Source organism: Pedobacter terrae (assembly GCF_900100705.1).
Taxonomy (GTDB): Bacteria; Bacteroidota; Bacteroidia; order Sphingobacteriales; family Sphingobacteriaceae; genus Pedobacter; species Pedobacter terrae.
In genome coordinates, this window is record NZ_FNCH01000004.1 from 60,756 (window position 1) to 81,422 (window position 20,667).

General features: G+C 37.0%; 20 protein-coding genes. 3 read left to right on the forward strand and 17 right to left on the reverse strand.

Translation table 11 applies throughout. The annotated features are described in order from the left end of the window. Positions 1–13: 13 nt before the first annotated feature. From BLR60_RS06770 to BLR60_RS06815, 10 genes are all read right to left on the reverse strand, one after another. Positions 14–586 (reverse strand): pentapeptide repeat-containing protein, encoded by a 573-nt coding sequence (locus tag BLR60_RS06770; RefSeq protein WP_090498112.1) that lies wholly within the window; start codon positions 584–586, stop codon positions 14–16. 24 nt (positions 587–610) lie between these two features. Next, entirely contained in the window at positions 611–1,087 is a 477-nt protein-coding gene (locus BLR60_RS06775; RefSeq protein WP_090498114.1) for a hypothetical protein, read from the reverse strand. 151 nt (positions 1,088–1,238) lie between these two features. After that, positions 1,239–2,225 (reverse strand): pyruvate dehydrogenase complex E1 component subunit beta, encoded by a 987-nt coding sequence (locus BLR60_RS06780; protein ID WP_090498116.1) that lies wholly within the window; start codon positions 2,223–2,225, stop codon positions 1,239–1,241. Between the two features lie 389 nt (positions 2,226–2,614). Beyond that, positions 2,615–3,172: a GNAT family N-acetyltransferase gene (locus tag BLR60_RS06785; RefSeq protein WP_090498117.1), complete on the reverse strand. Its 558-nt coding sequence runs from the start codon at positions 3,170–3,172 to the stop codon at positions 2,615–2,617. Between the two features lie 219 nt (positions 3,173–3,391). Then, on the reverse strand, positions 3,392–6,247 hold the full coding sequence (locus BLR60_RS06790; RefSeq protein WP_090498119.1) for a PD-(D/E)XK nuclease family protein: 2,856 nt from the start codon (positions 6,245–6,247) through the stop codon (positions 3,392–3,394). A gap of 8 nt (positions 6,248–6,255) precedes the next feature. Then, on the reverse strand, positions 6,256–7,341 hold the full coding sequence (locus BLR60_RS06795; protein WP_090498120.1) for a PDDEXK nuclease domain-containing protein: 1,086 nt from the start codon (positions 7,339–7,341) through the stop codon (positions 6,256–6,258). A gap of 1 nt (position 7,342) precedes the next feature. After that, positions 7,343–10,561 (reverse strand): UvrD-helicase domain-containing protein, encoded by a 3,219-nt coding sequence (locus tag BLR60_RS06800; protein ID WP_090498122.1) that lies wholly within the window; start codon positions 10,559–10,561, stop codon positions 7,343–7,345. A gap of 74 nt (positions 10,562–10,635) precedes the next feature. Next, positions 10,636–11,151, reverse strand: a complete 516-nt coding sequence (locus tag BLR60_RS06805) for an endonuclease domain-containing protein (protein ID WP_090498123.1) — start codon at positions 11,149–11,151, stop codon at positions 10,636–10,638. Between the two features lie 134 nt (positions 11,152–11,285). Then, on the reverse strand, positions 11,286–12,077 hold the full coding sequence (locus BLR60_RS06810; RefSeq protein WP_090498125.1) for a tRNA threonylcarbamoyladenosine dehydratase: 792 nt from the start codon (positions 12,075–12,077) through the stop codon (positions 11,286–11,288). A 47-nt stretch (positions 12,078–12,124) separates the two neighbouring features. Then, positions 12,125–12,781 carry a TatD family hydrolase gene (locus BLR60_RS06815; protein WP_090498127.1) on the reverse strand — a complete coding sequence of 219 codons (657 nt, stop codon included), beginning with the start codon at positions 12,779–12,781 and terminating at the stop codon, positions 12,125–12,127. 227 nt (positions 12,782–13,008) lie between these two features. Here BLR60_RS06815 and BLR60_RS06820 point away from each other — a divergent pair, with 227 nt between their 5' ends. Then, the gene (locus BLR60_RS06820; RefSeq protein ID WP_090498129.1) at positions 13,009–13,542 is read left to right on the forward strand and encodes a thioredoxin family protein; all 534 of its coding nucleotides are present in this window, start codon (positions 13,009–13,011) and stop codon (positions 13,540–13,542) included. 92 nt (positions 13,543–13,634) lie between these two features. Here the strand turns inward: BLR60_RS06820 and BLR60_RS06825 are convergent, their stop codons facing one another. The 7 genes from BLR60_RS06825 to BLR60_RS06855 form a co-directional block, all read right to left on the reverse strand. Continuing rightward, the gene (locus BLR60_RS06825; protein WP_090498131.1) at positions 13,635–13,844 is read right to left on the reverse strand and encodes a hypothetical protein; all 210 of its coding nucleotides are present in this window, start codon (positions 13,842–13,844) and stop codon (positions 13,635–13,637) included. 176 nt (positions 13,845–14,020) lie between these two features. Beyond that, complete coding sequence (locus BLR60_RS06830; protein WP_394333562.1) at positions 14,021–15,640, reverse strand: glycoside hydrolase family 3 protein; 1,620 nt, start codon at positions 15,638–15,640, stop codon at positions 14,021–14,023. Positions 15,641–15,828: 188 nt separating this feature from the next. Beyond that, positions 15,829–16,404, reverse strand: coding sequence for a nicotinate (nicotinamide) nucleotide adenylyltransferase (gene nadD / locus BLR60_RS06835; protein ID WP_090498135.1), 576 nt, complete (start codon positions 16,402–16,404; stop codon positions 15,829–15,831). Between the two features lie 142 nt (positions 16,405–16,546). Then, positions 16,547–16,930, reverse strand: a complete 384-nt coding sequence (locus BLR60_RS06840) for a type II toxin-antitoxin system VapC family toxin (RefSeq protein WP_090498136.1) — start codon at positions 16,928–16,930, stop codon at positions 16,547–16,549. Further along, the gene (gene vapB / locus BLR60_RS06845) at positions 16,930–17,133 is read right to left on the reverse strand and encodes a type II toxin-antitoxin system VapB family antitoxin (protein WP_090498138.1); all 204 of its coding nucleotides are present in this window, start codon (positions 17,131–17,133) and stop codon (positions 16,930–16,932) included. The genes BLR60_RS06840 and vapB overlap by 1 nt, the downstream gene beginning before the upstream one ends. 35 nt (positions 17,134–17,168) lie before the next feature. Further along, positions 17,169–17,738 (reverse strand): guanylate kinase, encoded by a 570-nt coding sequence (gene gmk, locus BLR60_RS06850; protein ID WP_090498139.1) that lies wholly within the window; start codon positions 17,736–17,738, stop codon positions 17,169–17,171. A gap of 68 nt (positions 17,739–17,806) precedes the next feature. Next, positions 17,807–18,670, reverse strand: coding sequence for a YicC/YloC family endoribonuclease (locus tag BLR60_RS06855; protein ID WP_090498141.1), 864 nt, complete (start codon positions 18,668–18,670; stop codon positions 17,807–17,809). A 561-nt stretch (positions 18,671–19,231) separates the two neighbouring features. Here BLR60_RS06855 and BLR60_RS06860 point away from each other — a divergent pair. Together BLR60_RS06860 and BLR60_RS06865 are read left to right on the forward strand one after the other, a co-directional pair. Continuing rightward, positions 19,232–19,945, forward strand: a complete 714-nt coding sequence (locus BLR60_RS06860) for a hypothetical protein (protein WP_143009039.1) — start codon at positions 19,232–19,234, stop codon at positions 19,943–19,945. A gap of 4 nt (positions 19,946–19,949) precedes the next feature. Beyond that, positions 19,950–20,666 (forward strand): hypothetical protein, encoded by a 717-nt coding sequence (locus BLR60_RS06865; RefSeq protein WP_090498144.1) that lies wholly within the window; start codon positions 19,950–19,952, stop codon positions 20,664–20,666. Position 20,667: the final 1 nt, after the last annotated feature.

Consider the following 20,667-nt stretch of genomic DNA (forward strand, 5'->3'; position numbering starts at 1 on the left):
AATTTCTCAAAAACTATTCGCTGATCTGGATATCGTATTTGTGCAATAGCCCTGCAAGTCCGGATTTTGAAAAGCTTGCTTTTTTGATCCTGTTGTTATCCGGATCTATGGAATAATTGTAAGCCGTTCTAAAATCTGCTTTTTCGAGGATGGTTCTGTCGAAACTGGCCTTTAATAAATCGCAGTTATCGAAGGTTGAATGGGTCAGATCGCTTTCTGAAAAATCCACTTCGTGCAATTGTGAGGATTTAAATGCCGTTTTCTTCAGTTTTAATTTATAAAAGGATGAATGATCCAGTTTACAGTTGTTAAAACTAAATGCCAAACCGAAATCATTACAGTTTTCGAACCTCAATCCCAACATTTTGCAATCGTTGAAATTTACTTCGTTAAATATGGTTTTGGTAATGCTGGCCATACTTAGGTTGCAAAAAGTGAACTGACAATCCAGAAATTTAACACCACTTAAATCTGAATTGGAAAAATCGCAGCTGATGAATTTGCAGTTTTCGTATTCTGCTTTTAGCAATGGGCGTAGGGTGAAATCGGCTTTTTCAAAGGTTCGGTCAGATATGTATTCGGACATGGTGTGGTTGAAGTTTATGCGAAATTATTGATAAAATTTATTTATTGCCTCATACAATGGTTCAGTATCGTGACCTTGATTTAAACTGTTGTAAAGTTCATTGTTGATCGATTTTTCGAGGACAATGCCTTCTTGAACTCTTAATAGATAGGGAAAGCCTACCTGATTTTGTATCCGATACAAAATTTTAGATGCAAAGCTTTTCGTGTATTCTGATCTTGGAGTCCTTCCATCAAGAAAAATTATTTTTACATCCTTTGGCAAGGTTGGTATAATCTGGTTTTCGATAAATTCCTGTGCATGTTTTTTGTTATTGTAACAAAAGAATTTATGTCCATCAATTTTTAGAAGGTAATCAGTATATAATTTATCAGTTTTCTTTTTTTCAAAATAGTAGTTGATTTTAGAAATCATAATAAATGGCAAGAAAAATAAAAGGAAAAGCACCGCAATTGTGATGATGACTGCAATTGTTAGAAAATCATTAATTTTTTCACGCATTTGGCTATCACATTATTCCAAATTATCATTAAATGCAATTTTAAATATAATTTTCAATATCTGAAAGGTGTAAAAAACCAGCAAAAAAAATCCCCCAAATTGCTTTGGAGGATTTACATGTTTTAGTCTTCGACTACGCTCAGACTGACAATTATTTCTTAACGTACATTACTTCTTTTACCGCTTTAACTACACGCTCTGCATTAGGTAAGCTTGCTGCGATTAAAGTTGGTGAGTATGGAAGTGGAACATCTGCACAGGTAATACGTAAAACAGGCGCATCTAAATAATCGAATGCATGTTTTTGTACCATGAAGGCAATCTCGCCAGAAAGCGAAGCCAATGGCCAGGCCTCTTCTACCACAACCAAACGGTTTGTTTTTTTAACCGATTCGATAATGGTTGCATAATCAATTGGACGTACGGTACGTAAATCGATCACTTCAACGTTAATTCCTTCTTTTGCTAATTCTTCTACCGCAGGGTTTACCACGCGGGTTAACATTTTACCAAAAGTTACAATGGTTACATCAGTGCCTTCTTTGGTTACTTTAGCTTTACCAAGTTCGATATAGTATTCTTCTGCAGGAACGTCGCCTTTATCGCCGTACATTACTTCCGATTCCATGAAAATAACCGGATCCGGATCAAGGATTGACTGTTTTAATAAACCTTTTGCATCGTAAGGCGTAGCGGGAACCACCACTTTTAAACCTGGTGTATTTGCGAACCAATTTTCGAAGTTTTGAGAGTGTTGTGCACCTAACTGGCCTGCGTTACCTGTTGGGCCACGGAAAACCATAGGGCATGAAAACTGGCCACCGCTCATTGATAAGATTTTAGCTGCTCCGTTGATAATCTGATCGATCGCAACTAAAGAGAAGTTAAATGTCATGAACTCTACAATTGGAATAAGGCCGGCTGTAGCTGCACCAGTTGCAATACCTGCGAAACCTAATTCGGCAATCGGGGTATCGATAATTCGTTTTGCACCAAATTCATCAAGCATACCCTGACTTACTTTGTATGCACCGTTATATTCTGCTACTTCTTCACCTAATAAAAAAACGCGGTCATCTTTACGCATTTCTTCGCTCATGGCTTCGCGTAGTGCTTCTCTAAATTGGATTTCTCTCATTGTAAATTTTAATAACGGTGGCAAATATAATTATTAATCGCTTTGAAACCAAAGGCTAAAATGCCTATGTTTTGTAATAATTATAAGTGTTTTGACTGATTATTTAGCGGTATTTCAGGTAGACTTTTTGTCAATTCCTTTAAAGGAGAAATATTATTGGGCAATTATGTTTTTGTTAAGCTTTTTGTATCAATACCCGTACTTTTTCCGAAATATAACTACCTCCTGAATTGTCGTCATTTTGAGCGGAGTACATGAAGTCGGAACCACGCAGTGCTCAGCGAAGCTAAATTTATTTAGATCTCTCCCGGCTTGTAGGGGCAGGCCCATCCGCACAGGCGGGCATTCGGTTTCGTTTCAGTCGAGGTGACAACTATATTTCTTTAGATTTAGTGGTTTGGGTTCAATAAACCATAAATTTCACTATCAAGAAACTGGCCTCTAAAATAATAGTCTTGTTTAAAATAAGCTTCCTTTATAAAGCCGTGTTTAATCAGCATCTGTCTCGAAGCATCGTTTTCTACATTAATGTTTGCGCTGATAGTATGCAGGTTAACTTCATTGAAACCGAAATCGATGGTTCGTTTCAAGGCTTCTGAAATAATTCCCTGTCGCCAATAATCGGGATGTAACATATAACCAATTTCCGCCCGATGGTTGGCAAAGTCGGTACGCCAATATCCGATAGAGCCGATCATTTGGTTGGGTTTATCTTTTAAGGCAATTACCCAGGCAAGGTTGTCGCCATTTTCATAACCATTTCTAAAACGGGAAATAAAATCTTTGACTTCAAAAATATCTTGTGGCCTTTCCCTGTCGATATATTTCATCACCGTTTCATTGGTACGCATGGCAAAGAGTACTTCCGCATCGGCAAGATCATGTTCGCGGAGGATCAGGCGCTCAGTTTCGAGTACGGGAAAATTGGTGAAATTTAGGGTTAGCATTTTTAAATTTAAGAGATTAAACGCAAAGCACGCAAAGTTTTCGCAAAGCATGCAAAGCTTTGTTTTACCATAGATAACAGAAAGATTTACACAGAGGAACAAAGTTGATATTTTTCAATCAGGCATTGTGTGCGCTTTGCCTTTCCTCGATGTGTTGGGTGGTTATTTCAGCAAGGGCTTGGCGTTCTTTGCGTTTTACTTATTTCTTTGGGGTTGTAACTATTTCCCAAATAATGTTTTATAAATAGAATATTTGTAGTTATCCTCAATCTTGCTGGCCATAAAATAGGGGGCTTCGAAAAGTTCAGTCAGTTTTTTTCTTAATTCTGCAAGGAATTCTGGTTTGATTTCTTCCAAATAGGCTCCTGATAGATTTTGTCTACCCGATTTAAACCAAACGCCATCTGCACTCATGGTTTTTACTACATACAGATTCGGCTCTACAAAACTTTTGCCTGAAAACTGTTCGTAAGCATAAGTATATAATAAGGTTTGGATCAGCGCTTTATTAATATGTTTACCATCAGAATTGAATAACTCGGGAATATCTTTAAAAGTTAGCTTGTCGCTACCGGTTTTATAATCAATAATTTTAGTTACGCCATCTTTAACATCAACACGGTCGATAAAGCCAAAAATTTTAACACTAGCTTCTTTTCCCCTTAGCGGGAAACTGATCTCGGCCTCTACCTTTTGCTCGAGGCTGATAATCGTAAAAGGTGTTTGTGCTTCGTCCTGGTTTAAGATGATATTTACATAAGCCTCTACAATAGACAAAATAACCTTTTGCATACCTTTGTATTCCATAATCATGTCAGGGTTTTTGAACATGACAGCATTAAAGGCCTTTTGTATCAGCGAGGGAATCTGTTTGCGTTTTTCTTTGATCAGCGCAGCAGTAATTTCAGCAGACCTTAAATCTTCGTAAAAATATTCCATCACTTTGTGCAGAATGGAACCGATTTCGTTGGCTTCTACCACTGCGCTGATCTCTTTAGGTTCTTTAATGCCTGCAATGTAATTGAAAAAGAAATCTATCGGATTGGAAATGTATTGGGTAAGTGCAGAAGGTGAAAGTACCTTTTTTTTATCAAGATATTTTTGAAGTGTTTCCTGGATAAAGGCATTATTGGTTTTCTCGATCTTTACTTCCTTAAAAGGCTCGGTTTTTACTTCCAGATTAAGCTCATTATAGCTGAATTCGAAACCACTTTCGTACTCCAGTTGCTTTAAGATTCTGCTGGCTTCGCCCGAAGTGGATTCGTCAGTTAAACTGTTATAGACAAAATTGATATTCTTTGCCCGCTGTAATAGACGGTAAACCATATAGGCAGAAATGGCATCGAGATTTTCTAAAACCGGTAGCCCATAAACGCGGCGTATAGAATCTGGAATGAAGCTATTGCCAATGGATGATTTAGGGATAATACCTTCATTGAAACCCAAAATTACCACTTTATCGAAATTTAGATTCCGGGTTTCAAGTAATCCCATTACTTGTATGCCATTCAAAGGATCGCCTGAAAGTGGTACTGCAATAGCCTGTAATGATTTTTGAACCAGATAAATTACAAAGGGAATTTCTTCTTTGCCGATGTGGTTGCTAAAGGTATCGTGTAGCCTGTTTAATTCCTGAATGGTTTTTACAAATAGTTCTGCATCGATTTTTTTGAGTGTTTTTGCGTTTGATAACCGGGTTAACACATAATCCAGTACATCCAAAAGATGGGTAACCACATGCTGTGGATCGTCTATTTTTTTATAAAATGCTTCAAAAAGTCCGCTTTGACGTAATAGACGTTTATGATCAATCTCTACCTGGTTTTCTTCCAATAATGCGGTTAAGATTTTATCACGCATTTTTTGGGTAAGACCCGTTAAAGGGTGGGTTAAAAAAGCTTCTACGTTTTTGTAACTTACCTTATCCCGCTGTAAAATCTCCAGCTGACTCGCCAGCCACAAATCAACCAAACCAAATATACTGGAGGTTGATAAAGCAAAGCCCATTGTTACGTTAAGGTCAATCTCTTTTCCATGCAGGTTAGTGGGAATCGTTTGCAACGTAGGGATTAACAGGCTTTCATCTGCCAAAACCACTACTGTTTTACCAACAGTTTCGGCTGCGGTATAATCTTCTGCTAAGATATTGTTCAGGATTTTAGCCTGTGCCGATTGTCCCTGGACCTTAAAAACATTTACCTGGTGTTGGGCAGATTTCATTAAACTTTCCTGATTGGCAAATTCATTCTTCAAGCCAAGTTGGTTAATGTTTTTACGCAAAAACAAGCCTGCTTCCTGCGAAATGTCATCTAAATAGTACGTATCGGCATCGAAATAAAACAATGCTTTACCGGCTTCCTGTAATTGGGTAAATATTTTAGCCTCGGCACTGCTCAAAGCATTAAACCCAACAAAAATAATCTTGCCCTTATCAAAATTCGAGATGAATTCCTGGTGGTTAGTAATATCATCAGCCAGATACCGATAAACAGAACCATTGGTTAAATAACCCTGTTCTTTGAGTTTTGCATGGTATTTATGGTAAAGTTTTGGCATCCTGCGCCACATCTTGATAAACAGTTCCTGCTGCTTTTTATGTTTTCCTTCAGAGTATGAAGTCCAGAATTGAGAAAGAAACTCATATTGCTCCGGGCTTAAATAATCAAAGTCTTTATTGATCACCGATATATCTTCCAGATCTCTGTATAATTTTTCTGCATCAACCAAATCGGCATCAATCTGATTAAAATCACTTAAGATGATTTTTGCTAAAGGAAAAAACTTATGACTGGAAATAGTTTCCAATTTTTCTTCTGCAAGCAGTTGATTATAAATGCGGTGTAAAGTAAAAAACTGCAGGTAAAAATCGGCTATTTTATAGCTTGTAGAACTAGCAAAGAACTCCTGGATGGTAAAAAATGATGGACTGAAAAATGGTTTACCAATAATATCGGCAAAGTGCTTCTGCAAATAAGCCGATGGCCGTTTATTGTTGAAAACGATGGCGCAGTTCTCCAGCTGGTTTCCAAACCGGGCAACTAAATCTTCGGCAACTTCCTGTAAAAATGGTTTCATATAGATATTTAATCGTTCCCTTGGTTTTTTAGTTGCAATTCGATAATTGCTTTATCGTTTTCTATCCAATCTGCTAACTGTTTCTCGGTAGGTAAATACATTTGATATTTTGAAGCGAATAATTGTTTGCTATCCTTCAACATAGAATATTTAACAACTGTTTCTTCTTTATCAGTACAAAGAATAATACCAATGGTTGGATTATCGTTTTCCTGTTTTTTTAAATCATCAAACATTTTGATATACATGTCCATTTGGCCAACATCTTGATGGGTAAGTTTATTGGTTTTTAAATCAAATAGTACAAAACATTTAAGGATATAGTTGTAGAAAACTAGATCGATATAAAAATGGCTGGTTTCGGTACTTATCCTAAACTGTCTGCCTACAAAAGAAAATCCTTTACCCAACTCCAATAGAAATTGCTGGAGATGGTTAATGATCCTGGTTTCTATTTCTTTCTCATTTAATGTTGAAGATTGTTCGATTTTTAGAAATTCCAAAACATATGGATCTTTAATGAAGTTTTCAGAAAATTGTGTTTGATCATCATGAGGAGGTACTTCTTTTTGGTTAGATAGTAGCCTTTGAAAATAAGATGAATTAATATTTCTTTCTAGTTCTCTTGAACTCCATTGCTGGTTTTCTGCCTCCCTTAAATAATATTTCCTTGCCTGAACATCATCAACCCTCATGATCAGTCGGTGATGTGTCCAACTCAAATTGCTACGCAGTGCGTAAGGTATTTCATTTTCTTGATTATCAGTTGTTTCCAATTTCCTACGCACTGCGTAGGAAATTGGGTTATTGATGTCTTTGACATCTGGATAGATAAGATAAAATTTCCTAAAACTCTCTAGAGTTGCGACAGAGAAACCTTTTCCAAATTCTGAAGATAGTTTTTTTGAAAGTGTTTTAATAACTTCTTTTCCATAAGTTGCCTTTACATTTCCTCCCTGTTCGTTTTCAACTATTTCTTTGCCGATTTGCCAATAAGAAATTACCATAGCTGTATTAACTGCTTTGTAAGCATCGGCCCTATATTTTTTGAGGATATTTAGTATGTTACCATATAAATCGTTTGCTTTTTCCATATTATACTAATTTCAATTTGCCTTTAACTGCATAGAAAAGATAGGTTTTGATATTCTGGTAACCCATTTCAGTAAGCAAAACCCTATAATTATTTACTTGCTCGATGTGTTTGTCGCTTTCTTCAATGGTAAATTTATAGTCAAGGATAATCACCTCATCGTTGTTAACCAAAACACGATCAGGACGGTGCAGTTTTCCATTGGCATCGATAATATTCTTTTCTGCAATGCTTTCGCTTGCATTACCTAAGATCTCTTTGAGCTCAGGGTGTTCCAATACTTCAAGTGCGGATGAGTTTAATTTATGCTTTTCTTCCTCCTTGATAATTCCCTGCAAAGCCAGGTTAGCAGTATAGTCATCAACTTCTTTCTTTGTACTGGCGCTGGCCAGGATATCGTGCAGCAAAGAACCTTTTCTGCCTGATTTTTCAATGTTCACCAGATGTTTTAAGTGTTTGTCTTCAGAAGGGATATAAAGTTCTGATAAGCGCGTTGTGGTTGGATAGCTATTTAAATTAATGAAATTCGATTTTCCCTCTTTACTTTCAATAATTACAGGCTCTACAATTTCGTATACACCGTTTTCATCAAACTGCTCATCAAAAGTGAAATTGATTACATCGCCCATATTGGATAATTTCAATTCCTTTTTAGCCATTGTAGCTATGTAGAGGTAATCCTTAGATCGTGTAGTGGCTACATAAAGCATATTCAATGCATCCATATTGTTATAAAGCAGCTCTTCATAATAGGCCCTTGCAATTGCTGAGTCGGCTAATGCTTCATTATATTTTAAGGGAATTCCTTTCAGTTCTTTATAAACTGTTTCTTCTGAAGATACCCAAAAAGTGCCATTGGGTTTACCTTTGATTTCCCAATTGCAAAATGGCACAAAAACAGCCCTGAAGGCTAAACCTTTCGATTTATGAATGGTAATAATTTGTATGGCGTCAGCACCTTCTGGTGAAGGCAGTGATTTTTTAATGCCGTCCTCTTCCCACCAGGTTAAAAATGAAATAATGCCTTTTTCACCTAGTTTTGCAGCAGAGGCTGTCAAATCTCTAAAAGCAAGTAGGTAAGGCAAGTTGGTGGTAAGATTTTTTAAGCCATAACTTTCAATTAATATCTCTACCAGCTCGGGCAGGGGAAGCTGCAGCCAACTTTGCCAGTTTTCGCACAAAGCAACAGGTAGAACTGTGGTAAGCGTGCTTAAAGGTTTATTGTTAAGGTTAAAGTAATCATTGGCATCAATCTGTTTTTCATGTAGCGAATGGTAAAGTGCGATACAATTGGCTTTGTAAAGAGCTGTTTGCGTTTCTAAACCAATCAGTACTTTTAATGTATTGATGATGAGCTGAATGGCCGAGTTGTTGGAAATCAATAGCGCATCGCCAGACAAAACAGGTAAGTTATGCTCCATTAATTTTTTAACGGTGAGCAGTGCTTCGCTGTTCGATCGAACCAAAATGGCAATATCTTTTAGTGCATATTGCTGTTCGTTTTTGAGATCATTTATTTCTTCAACAATATCGTCTAATGCAATATCCCTAAAAACGGTTTCGGTAAAACGGGCTTCATTTGGCGCATGGTCTTTACCAAACTTTTTAATCTTAATTGTTCCCCCTTTTAGGGTGTTAGTTGCAAAGTTCTGGGTAGAGCCACTGTAAATATCGGTTATAATCTGCTGGTAATTTTGTTCTTGCCACCATTGGGAAATGCTTTCGGGTTTGGTGGCCAGGTTTTCATTCAGCTCATTCTGCAAGGTGAGGGGAATAGCCTTATAAAGGAAGTTATTAAACGTGATGATATTTTCGGCACTCCGATAATTCTCGGCTAAACTTTCTTCCAATACATTTTCTGCACCAACATCTAATTTGGCATGTTTGTGCAAGATGTTCCAATCGCCGTTACGCCAGCGGTAAATAGATTGTTTGGTGTCGCCAACAATCAGATGATCGATCAGATCCTGGCTGGGGGTGGCCATTGCATTGGTCAGCAGGGATTTAAAGCTCCCCCACTGACTGGTAGAAGTATCCTGAAATTCATCAAACAAAAAATTACGGTAACGGTTGCCCACCTTTTCCCAGATAAAAGACGGATTGTCTCCGGCATCTTCGGTAATTCCTGAAATCAGCTTTTGTGCATCACTGATCAGCAGGTTATCGTTTTCGGCTCTATATTCTTTTAAAAGCATGGCAATTTCCTGCATTAACCTTAAATAATAAAGGTTTTTATTAAAGGCAATAGCCAAACTGTAGTTTGGTAAATGGGTTAAATAATGTGTTTTTAACTTTTTTAGTATCGGATTTACCGTATCATAAGCTTCAGGGAAATTTGTATTTTTCTGAAACCATTCATCAGGCGAATCAATCAAATTAAAAAGTGGTTCAATCTTTGAAAAATCGCCTCTGGCAACGAGAATAATTTTAGCCAGCGGACTTCTCGATTTTCCCTTCAGGTGTTCAGTTTCCACACCGATTACATTCAACGCTTCGTTTGCTTCTGTTGCGAACGTAACCAGTTCTTCTTCAAAGTTCTTGATCTCTGCCTTGGTAATGCTGATGTATTTTTTAAATAATTCATCAATGTTTTCTAAACCAAGGGTGTTTACCGCATCTTCAAAAATCTGGAAACGTTCAGAGAAAATTTCGCCAATCAGATTGTAAAGTTCGAATTTATAGTTCCAGCTTTTGTTATCGCTGATGCGTTCGATGGCGAGGTCGATAATCCATTGCAAAAGCTGTTTGTTATGGTCTAAAGCTTCATCCAGTTTATTTACAAGATCATCTTTTACCTTGTCATAATTCATTTCTAAATTATAATCAGCGTTTAGGCCCAGCTCAAAAGCAAAACCTCTGATTACTTTTTGTACAAAACCGTCAATAGTGCTTACAGAAAAACGGCTGTAATCGTGCAGAATTTTGCGATATATTTTATCTGACTTGATCTGTAATTCTTGTGAGTTTAATATCGGATAGGCTTGTAAAATAAGTTTCCGATAATCATCAATCTTTTTTGATGGATTTCCCTTTGCCAATCCTAACAACACCTCCAAAATCCTGGTTTTCATTTCTTCGGTAGCCTTATTGGTAAAGGTTACGGCCAAAATTTCGCGGTATTTATTATCGCCACTAAACAGTAGTGTAAGGTAATGTGCAGTTAAACTGAATGTTTTACCGGAACCTGCAGAGGCTTGAAGAATTTTGAGGGGCTGGGCCATATCGTTTTATTTATTCCCCTCCTTTGGAGGGGTGCCCGAAGGGCGGGGTGGTTTAATCTCTTTTATTTAATAGTTTAGGATAGTTGAGTTCCATATTCTTTAATAATGTACTCTTCCAAACCCATCATTACAAAATCCATTTGTTTCATGACGTCATCAACTGTAATCCTATATATTTTTAATCCCAATGAGATTAAATACTCTTCTCTTCGTTTATCATAAGCCTGTTTATCATCATGACTGCTGCCATCAATTTCAATTACTAAACCAAGTTGCTTGATGTAAAAATCAACGATATAATTTCCAATTATACGCTGCCTGTCAAAATCTATTTTATGAAATTGCTTTTTGGTTACCTGCATCCAAAATAATACTTCAGGTAAATTCCCTGCCTGACGTAGGGCTTTTGCCCTTTCTTTTAGTCGAGGTTGATAAGGCAACCTGATTATTGGTACTGGCTTTAGCGTTGTTCCATTGATTATAATATCTTTTTGTAACGTCTCTTTCAACACCCCGTCCTGCGGACACCCCTTTGGTAGAGGGGAATGCTGGGCGCCTAAGTCGGCAGGAGTGTTATTTATATTATACATGTTTTTGCTTTGGGTTATTCCTCTCCTTTGAAGGGGTGCCCGTGGGCGGTTATTGTTATATCTAATTATTGTTCTACCCTAACTTACAACAATTTAAAATTTTTCCGAAATCATGATATCAACAATGCACTTGTTTACGGTTTTTTCTTCTTTTTAGCTAATGTTTTATGGCTGATCCTTGCAGGACGTTCGGCCATCTCAATAGGGAGGCCAAGTAAATCGCGGATTACAACGGATGCACATGCACCACCAAATGCTGCCGGCAGATAAGAAACCGTACCATACGCAGAGCGTTTGAAGTTGCTCCCATCAGTCATGATCATGGAATTTTTATCCATTTCTTCGGTGGAAAAAACTGCTTTTATTTTTGCCGCATTGGCAAGTTTATTCAGCCGCTTACGCACATAACTGGCAAAAACACATTGATAGGTATCAGGCAGTAGGGTAATTCTTAAGCGAGTAGGATCCATTTTACCACCAGCTCCCATTGAACTTACAATAGGAATATTTTTTTCTAATGCCGTTCCTAACAAAGTAATTTTAGGCATTACACTATCAATGCAATCCATAATATAATCGAAATCGGCCTCTAAAATTTCCCTGCATTTCTCTGGCGTAAGAAAGGTATTTACTACGTGCAGTTTTAATTCGGGATTTATAGACAATAAACGTTCTTGCATTATTGCAGCCTTGCTAACACCATGATTAGTGGCCAAAGCAGGTAGCTGCCTGTTCCGGTTGGTCGGGTCAACCACATCACCATCAACAATGGTCATTTCTCCAATTCCTGAACGGCAGATAAATTCAGCGGCAAAAGAACCTACGCCGCCCAAACCGATCACGAGAACATGTTTCGATTGAAGTTTTTCTATTCCATCATTACCTACAAGCAGGGCAGAGCGCGAAAGCCAGCTAACATCAGACATATTTTTGTATTTAGCTGTATTCTTCCGACAGGCTCAGAATGACAGCGCTATATTAAATTTAGTTTATTCCAGTCGGTAAAAATACGTGCTTTAAGTTCATCTACAGTACATTTTTTTAAAATGGCCGCCGCCTGGTAAATTTCCTCAATTGAAATATCAGCATCATCCGTTTCCAGGAAAAAATTATGGGTACTTTGAATCAGTTTTGTTGCGCCAGCATTTTCCTTCAAGGTAGTCAAACCAAAAGAAAGTAAAAAACCTTTATCCAACAGTTGCTTGCCTAATTCTTCATTTTTATTAAAGCCGTGAATGATCATGGGCACTTTAACTTTTAACCGATCTTTAATCGCTATTAATTCAGCAAAACATTTAACGCAATGTAAAATCAAAGGTTTATTAATCCTTTCTGCCAATTCGATCTGTTTTTCTAAAATGATAATCTGATTCTCCAGATTGTCGCCCCTCAGACGATCTAAGCCGCATTCGCCAATCAGTTTTACATTTGTTTGATTGGCCACGACACTAAGATACTTCATCTGCTGGTCGAGATGATCAATTTTGGCAAACCAGGGATGCAGCCCAACAGAAATCGGCTTGGTTTTAGGCATGGCCAAAAAGATATCACTGGTTAATGACAAACTTTGAATACTGGTTACGCCAGGTTGGGTGGAAACTTTATGGGTATGTATATCTAGGAAATCCATTTCTATACAAAGATAGTTAAATGTAAAATGGCGATGTGAAAGGGCAATGGAAAATAGAATTGGGTTTAAACCTTTTATAAAAAAGCAAGTTTCACCAATGACCAATGACCAATGACCAATGACCAATAACCAATGACCAATGAATGTTTCTGCTCTGTAAAGAATTTGCTAATTATCTACAATATTACTAGACTTTATTACATTTGCTTTGTCATTATTACAAAATCATGAAAAGATTAACCATTCTGTTCACAGCCATATTAATTTCAACTGCGGCATTTAGCCAGGCAAAAAAAGAAGGTGTTCATATTTATAACCCACAAGCTGATGCCAAGGCAGAAATTGCTGTTGCTGTAGCAAAGGCAGCTAAAGAAAATAAGCATGTTTTATTGCAGGTTGGGGGTAACTGGTGTACCTGGTGTATTGCTTTCCACAATTTGGTTGATAGCACGGCCACTTTAAAGAAATACATCAACGATAATTTTGAAACCGTTTTGGTTAATTATAGTCCTGAAAATAAAAACGAAAGCGTTTTGGCCAGTTTAGGCTATCCTCAACGCTTCGGCTTTCCTGTGTTTTTAGTTTTGGACGGAAAAGGCAAAGTATTGCACATCGAAAATTCGTCTTATTTAGAAACAGAAGAAGTTGGCGCTAACGGTAAAAGGAAAGTGGGACATGACGTAAAGAAAATCACCTCATTTTTAAAAGGTTGGAATACCACCGCGGTAAATCCTGAAACTTATCAGCCGAAAACTAAATAAGATAGAGGGTGGAAGGTTTAAGGCGTAAGATAAAACGAGGCGACCTAAACAAAAAAAAGCCGTTCGGATTTTCACATCCGAACGGCTTTTTTTTAATCTTCTAGCTCATCTTCGTCTACCTCGTCATCGAGGTTTAACTCATAAGAGGCTCTTGAAGCTTCATCGGCTTGTTCAAGCAGATCTTTATCATGTTCAATACTGGTATCGTCACCACTAATTTCGTTGATATTTTCTACATCGTCCTCTCTGCGTAAAGCATCGTTCGGATCGTTTGAATAATTGTCGTCTTCTGGATCTATCATAACATTAAGGTTTTATGATTAGATAATCGTTTTGAAGGCGAAATTGTTTTTGAGAAAGCTGAAAAACCAAAGAAAAGTATATTCCTTACAAATTTGCCTTCTTGGAAACATGTCTATTCTTCTAAAGATTCTTCACTATGCTCAGAATGAAAAAATATCTTCCCGCTAGCGTAGAGCTACAGTCCATCACCAAATTTATAAAACGGAGCTACACTTACTGGTAACTTACCGGTTGGTACCAACCGGTTATTAATTACAGCAGCAGCGGAAATTTGCATAAAATCTTCTTTTTGATACGCTACCAATAAACCTTTGCTATTTTCTAATCCCGATAAGGTAGACAAATTATATGGATTTGCAAATAAGGCAAAAACAGCATTCTTAGTGGATAACTCTTTAATAAAATTCTTCACACCTGCATTCAGCGGCATGTTATTGGCCGGTCTTGATCTGCTATCATGGATGCCTACAATTACCTGGTCAAATGCGCTGATTTCACGTGCTATATTTGAAATTTGTGTGGCACTTGCATCTTTATCCAATACATAATAAACAGAGTTGTAATAACCTTTCGAGATTTCTTTTTGGAAAGTGGTTACCGAAGATACGCCAATACTGATTATTGCTGTTCTTCTGATCGGTATAAGACGTTTAATATGATCTTTACCCTTGAGCAAAGTTACCGATGCATTGGCTAACTCCTGCACTAACGCATTGCTGGCGTTGCGGTTAACGCCGGCAATAATACCTTTGGTAACAATGGTATCGCGCCTGGCCAGGCCGGCCCAATACTTTGCGGTTAATATTTTACGCACGCTTTGGTCAATCTCAGCCATGCTTACCCGATTATTTCTTACCGCTTTACGCACCAGTTTAATGGCTCTATCGCTGTTTTCTGAAAGTTCGATAATATCGTTACCTGCAATAATCCCCATCAAATCAGCTTCGCCATTTTTAAAGTATTTTACCACACCTTTCATATCCATTGCATCCGAAATAATCAGCCCTTTAAAGCCTAATTTCTGCTTTAAAATACCGGTTACAATTGGCTTGGAAAGTGTTGAAGGTAAATTTGGGGTATTATCTAACGAAGGAATATTCATGTGCGCAATCATCACCCCAGATGCGTCTTGCTTAATCAATTCTTTGAATGGATACATTTCTAAAGTGTCCAAACGTGTAGCAGAGAAAGTAAGCTGTGGCAAATCGTAATGGGAATCTACATCGGTATCGCCATGACCAGGAAAGTGTTTCAGAGTAGTTAATAAACCACCATCTTGCATGCCTTTCATATAGGATGCAACTTTATTGGCCACATTATATTTATTTTCGCCAAACGAACGATAGTTGATTACCGGGTTTTTCGGATTATTGTTAATATCCGCATCAGGAGCCAGGTTCATCTGCATCCCCATCCGTTTGTAATCTTTAGCCACTTCCAAACCCATTTTATACAATAACTCCTTGTTTTGGATGGCGCCCAGGGTCATTTGGTAGGGATAAGAAATGGTACTGTCTAAACGCATGCCCAAACCCCATTCTCCATCGTTAGCCACAATAAGTGGTACCCGGCTCAGTTTCTGATAGGCATTGGTGGCTAAAACCTGTCGGCCAGGGCCACCCTGAAAAAAAATCACTCCGCCCAATTGTTCTTTTTTAATCACCTCGCCAACCGAATCGGTATATTTTTTACCAAGATTGGTATGTGCCCTAACAAAGAACATCTGCGCAATACGCTCTCTACGGTTTAATTTATTAAAAACCGAATCGACCCATTTGGGTTGATTGGCTAACATTTCTAAATAGGATTTTTGTTGTGCGCTGCCAGAAAATGCAGTTCCACATAGGGAAATGAGTATAAAAAGATTTTTTTTCACTTGTTTTTATTGTATCAGGTCTGCTAAATTAATAAACCAAAGCCGTATTAAACAAAAACCCGTCCAAGTAATCGATTTAATACGCTAAGTTTTAAAAAAATTGCAAATTAAGCTCGATACATCCCTTTGCCTTCAATAAAGTCAATTACTTTATCAGGCAGAAAAAACTGAACATTTTTTTTCTCTTTAATAGCCTTACGTATAAAAGTGGAGGATATTTCCATTAAAGGGGTATTGGTAAAAGTAACTGCGGGATGATTTTTCCATTCGCTCACATTTGCTCCAGGACGGGGATACACATAAATCTGATAGTTTTTTAGCAGCACCTCGTAGTTCTTCCATTTTTTAAAAGAAACCAGGTTATCAGCGCCCATGATCAGTACAAATTCCTTTTCAGGATATTTTTCATGCAGATAGGTTAGCGTATCAATGGTATAGGAAGGCTGCGGCAATGCAAATTCAATATCACTCACGCGGATATGTTCTGCATTTTCGGTAGCCAGTTTCGCCATTTCCAAACGATCGTACATATTAGTTAAACCGCTTTTATCTTTTAAAGGATTGTGTGGAGAAACCACTAGCCATACTTCATCCAGTTCGGTATGGTTGGCCATATAATTGGCAATAATTAAATGCCCTGTATGGATGGGGTTATATGAACCGAAGAAAAGACCAGTTTTCATATTTGCGGTTTTCAGTATCTGTAATTGTCATTGAAGAAAGGATTAAGGAATCCTAAGCAATCTATTTAAAAAGATCGCTTCACCCTTATGCTCTTTTCTCACCGCTATGGTTTTCAATGAAGGATTTATTCATATTATTAATTTACCAAAGTGTTTTAATCTTATAAAAGCTAAAGTTTTGATCTTTTGTTAAAATAATTAAATTTTCTGAGATGCCTTGAGCAATTAAAATCCGATCAAATGGATCACGATGATGAAAATCTAATTCGTTCAGTTTAACAATATGATCGAATGAAATTGGTAATATTTCTATTTGATTCTGATCCAAAAAGTCTAAAATTCTATTGAAATCTGCATTTAAAGAAAGCTTATGTAGTTTGCATTTTATCGCAATTTCCCATATGCTGGCAATGCTAATAAAACATTGATTTTTTAGATTTTTGATTTCATCAATTATCTTATATGGCAAAGATGAATCTCCATTTATAAACCAAATAAATGTATGCGTATCTAACAGAAACTGCATTACATATAATCTTTAAATTCTTCTAATGGTTCATCAAAATCGGCAGACATTTTAAAGAAATCTTTGGCATAGCCAAATTGTCTTTCTTTCAGTTTTTTAGCGGCTTTCGATTTTTTCTTTAGGGATGATACAAAGTCAGACACTTGCTTCTTCAGGTCTGAAGGCAATGAAGATATTTGGCTATATAATTGAATATCAGTCATCAATCAAATATAAAGATTTCTGCGCGCTTAAGAAACTATTTCTTCAAAAAATCCCCAACCAATTGCTCTGCTTCTGTACAGGCGGTAGCCAGATCATAATTTTTTAAGATCACATCAAATTTATCTGCATAAAGCAATTCTTTCTCCGCTTTAATAAAACGTTCCTGTAATTTTTCCTGACTATCTGTTCCACGGCCGCTTAAACGTTCTTTCAAAACATCTAGCGAAGGTGGTTGAACAAAAATAGCTAATGCATCTTCTTCGTATTTTCTTTTTAAACGGATGCCGCCTTCTACATCAATATCGAAAATAACATGTTTACCGTCGTTCCAGATACGTTCTATTTCTGAGCGCAAAGTGCCATAAAAAGTTCCATTGTAAACCTCTTCAAACTCTACAAATTCCTGATGGGCAACTTTGTGTAGAAACTCTTCTTTACTGATGAAATAGTAATCGTTTTCATGTTGTTCATTACCTCTCGACTCGCGTGTTGTGGCAGAAATAGAAAAGCTCAGTTCAGGAAATTTCTTTAATAAATGATGTACTATGGTGGTTTTACCTGCTCCTGATGGTGCTGAAAATATGATTAATTTGCCCTGTTTCATTTTGTAAGCTGAAAGCAAAAAGCTGAAAGACCAAAGCTGCTTTATGCTTTAGTCTTTAGTCTTTCTCCTTATAATACGTTTAATAACTGTTCTTTTATCTTCTCTAATTCTTCTTTCATACCTACAACAAACTGTTGCATTTGGGCATCATTTGCTTTTGCTCCCATAGTATTAATCTCACGTCCAATTTCCTGAGAAATGAACCCCATTTTTTTACCATTTGCCTCTTTGCTTGCCAAAGTTTGCAAGAAATAATCGCAGTGGCTTTTTAAACGTGTTTTTTCTTCGGTGATGTCAATTTTATCGATGTAATAAATCAATTCCTGCTCAAAACGGTTTTGGTCGATATTTACCTTCCCCACCGCGTCTTCTAAAAACTGGTTAAATTTATCGCGGATGGTCGAAATCCTTTTTGGTTCCAATTCTTCTACCGATTTAAAGTACGACAGGATATTTTTAATGCGCAGTTCTAAATCCGCCTTTAAAACAGCGCCTTCATCTTCCCTAAACTGGTTAAAGTTGGCCAGAGCTTCAGTAAAAATCTGATAAAGATGGTTCCATTCATCTTCGCTAACACTTTCCTCCTTATAACTAATTACATCAGGAAAGGTTAAAGCTGTTTGGAGTAAGTTACTACTATCTGCACCTAATTCTTCATTAACAGCAATAAGTTGTTTATAATAGTGAGTTAGCAGTGCAGTGTTAATGGTTGCGCCTGTAACTTCGCCATTACTGCGTTCTATATTGATGCTTAAACTTACCTTTCCGCGTTCGATATCTTTGCTACAGATGTTACGCAGAATCAATTCTTTATCGGAAAAAGCTTTAGGATATTTTAAATTAAGCTCCAGGAATTTACTATTGAGCGATTTGATTTCGACACTATACTTTGCGTTTGCATAATCGGCTGTTGCTAAGCCGTATCCTGTCATGGATTTTATCATGCGCAAAGATAGGGTTTTAAGCCGAAAGGAGAAATAATAATGGTTAAGGAGACGAGTTATAGCTTGTCGGACAAATCGCTTCATAAATAGAAAACCAGCGTTCAGTATTTCTTTGGTAATTGCAGCCCGCTTTATGCTTTATCACAATTTTATTAAGTTAAGGGTTTTTAGTCACGGATGAGTACAGATAAACACGGATTTTCATATCTGTGTGCATCCTTTCTATCGTGGTTAATTATTTTCTTATGCCTAATAGCTAACTTAATGATATTGCACTTTACACCGATGAAAAATCTGGATGCCTGCTGCATCAGGTAACTATCGGATTGGGTTTATGTACAATGTGGAGTAGTTTTTGGCAAGAGCCTGTTACCTACAGGTGCAGAACCCAGGCCCATAAATGTAGCAAACGATGAGCATGAGCAGAAAGAATACTATTGCCGAATACAGTAGATAAAATCTGCCCAATAGGTTTCTTATAGGGATTAACGTTTCTTTAACAGTTTGCAAGGTTAACAAATGTTAATTTTACAAAAATATCTTATAGATATGAAAGCATTTTTGATCACGTTATCACTTTCATTGCTATGGTTCATTTTACCTAAAAAAACGCTCGCTCAAATTACATCAGCAAAAGGAGTTATTTTAGAAAAAGGAACCCAGATCCGTATTGCATTGGCTGTGGTAACCAATATTAATAATAAACAAGCTGTAGGAAGTAACGATATGGGTTTCTTTCAGGTGAAAGCCAAACCAGGCGATACCCTATTGATTACCAAAAGGCATTTCGATAATATTTATGTGGTGGTGCCTGGCAATCAGGATTTGGTTATTAACCTGGTTAGGGCCGATATGATGCTGGATGATGTAACAATTAAGGCAGAAAACAAACAACAAAACCTATCGGCTGTTAGGTTAGAACACCGTAAGAAAACTTATTTTTATGGTAAAAAGAGAAACCCGCTTTATTATGTGCGTTATCCATTGGCCGGAATAATGGAACTGTTTAGCGCAGAACGAAAAAATGCAAAACGTTTTGACCGTTATTATAATAATGAGACAAAAGAGTTGGAAATAGACCGGTTTTTCAATGTTAGTCTGGTTAAAAATAATACCAGTTTAACAGAGAAGCAAATGAATAAGTTTATGTTGGATTATAGACCGAAGCATAAACAGATTAAAAACTGGAATATCTATGATGCCGCTGATTATATTAAAAAATCGGCAAAACAGTATTTAGATACTTTAAATACGTCATTATAATAAAATGAAACTTTTAAAAGCTATTCTTTTACTCGTCATCTTAATGTATGGCTTTGGCGCCACTGCCCAAGATTTTGTGCTGAACGGCGTGATAATTGAAAAAGGTTCAAATGTGCGGATTGCTCTGGCCAGTATTACTAACATCCGTAGTAAGACAGGCGCAACCAGTAACGATATTGGCATATTTCAGTTAAATGTCCAGATTGGAGATACACTGTTCATTCAAAAAAGAAATCTGAATGAGCAAAAGGTAGTGGTTAAAACAAATGATGACCTGGTTGTTTATCTGGTCAGGGGAAGTACCATGCTAGACGAGGTTATAGTTAAAGGGCAGACCCAAAAACAGGAAATGGAGAGCATAAAAAGAGACCTGAAGAGCAATGGCTCATTTTATGCCGGTAAACCGCCATTAATTCTGCTTAACCCATTTGGAGGAAATCCGATAACATTTTTTTATGAGCTTTTCGGAAAAACACCAACCAGAGCACGTAATTTTAACCGTTATTATAAAAAGGAGCTAAGTTTGATCGAAGTAGATAGATTTTTTAATAAAAGTTTGGTGTCGAATCATACTTCCTTAACTGAAAAAGATCTGGACAAGTTTTTGCTTGATTATTACCCAACACGCAGGATGACGCTTAATTGGAGCAATTATGATGCGGTTAAATATATCAAAGAATCGGCTAAGAAATATACCGATACTTTGAAACACACAAATTAAC

Coding starts and splice junctions, on each gene's coding strand:
- BLR60_RS06820 (WP_090498129.1), top strand. CDS start 13,009: ATGAAAAGATTAACCATTCTGTTCACAGCCATATTAATTTCAACTGCG.
- BLR60_RS06775 (WP_090498114.1), bottom strand. CDS start 1,087: ATGCGTGAAAAAATTAATGATTTTCTAACAATTGCAGTCATCATCACA.
- BLR60_RS06825 (WP_090498131.1), bottom strand. CDS start 13,844: ATGATAGATCCAGAAGACGACAATTATTCAAACGATCCGAACGATGCT.
- BLR60_RS06865 (WP_090498144.1), top strand. CDS start 19,950: ATGAAACTTTTAAAAGCTATTCTTTTACTCGTCATCTTAATGTATGGC.
- BLR60_RS06855 (WP_090498141.1), bottom strand. CDS start 18,670: ATGACAGGATACGGCTTAGCAACAGCCGATTATGCAAACGCAAAGTAT.
- BLR60_RS06770 (WP_090498112.1), bottom strand. CDS start 586: ATGTCCGAATACATATCTGACCGAACCTTTGAAAAAGCCGATTTCACC.
- BLR60_RS06780 (WP_090498116.1), bottom strand. CDS start 2,225: ATGAGAGAAATCCAATTTAGAGAAGCACTACGCGAAGCCATGAGCGAA.
- BLR60_RS06790 (WP_090498119.1), bottom strand. CDS start 6,247: ATGAAACCATTTTTACAGGAAGTTGCCGAAGATTTAGTTGCCCGGTTT.
- BLR60_RS06815 (WP_090498127.1), bottom strand. CDS start 12,781: ATGGATTTCCTAGATATACATACCCATAAAGTTTCCACCCAACCTGGC.
- BLR60_RS06800 (WP_090498122.1), bottom strand. CDS start 10,561: ATGGCCCAGCCCCTCAAAATTCTTCAAGCCTCTGCAGGTTCCGGTAAA.
- BLR60_RS06840 (WP_090498136.1), bottom strand. CDS start 16,930: ATGCAGTTTCTGTTAGATACGCATACATTTATTTGGTTTATAAATGGA.
- BLR60_RS06860 (WP_143009039.1), top strand. CDS start 19,232: ATGAAAGCATTTTTGATCACGTTATCACTTTCATTGCTATGGTTCATT.
- BLR60_RS06810 (WP_090498125.1), bottom strand. CDS start 12,077: ATGTCTGATGTTAGCTGGCTTTCGCGCTCTGCCCTGCTTGTAGGTAAT.
- vapB (WP_090498138.1), bottom strand. CDS start 17,133: ATGACTGATATTCAATTATATAGCCAAATATCTTCATTGCCTTCAGAC.
- gmk (WP_090498139.1), bottom strand. CDS start 17,738: ATGAAACAGGGCAAATTAATCATATTTTCAGCACCATCAGGAGCAGGT.
- BLR60_RS06805 (WP_090498123.1), bottom strand. CDS start 11,151: ATGTATAATATAAATAACACTCCTGCCGACTTAGGCGCCCAGCATTCC.
- BLR60_RS06795 (WP_090498120.1), bottom strand. CDS start 7,341: ATGGAAAAAGCAAACGATTTATATGGTAACATACTAAATATCCTCAAA.
- nadD (WP_090498135.1), bottom strand. CDS start 16,404: ATGAAAACTGGTCTTTTCTTCGGTTCATATAACCCCATCCATACAGGG.
- BLR60_RS06830 (WP_394333562.1), bottom strand. CDS start 15,640: ATGTTAGCCAATCAACCCAAATGGGTCGATTCGGTTTTTAATAAATTA.
- BLR60_RS06785 (WP_090498117.1), bottom strand. CDS start 3,172: ATGCTAACCCTAAATTTCACCAATTTTCCCGTACTCGAAACTGAGCGC.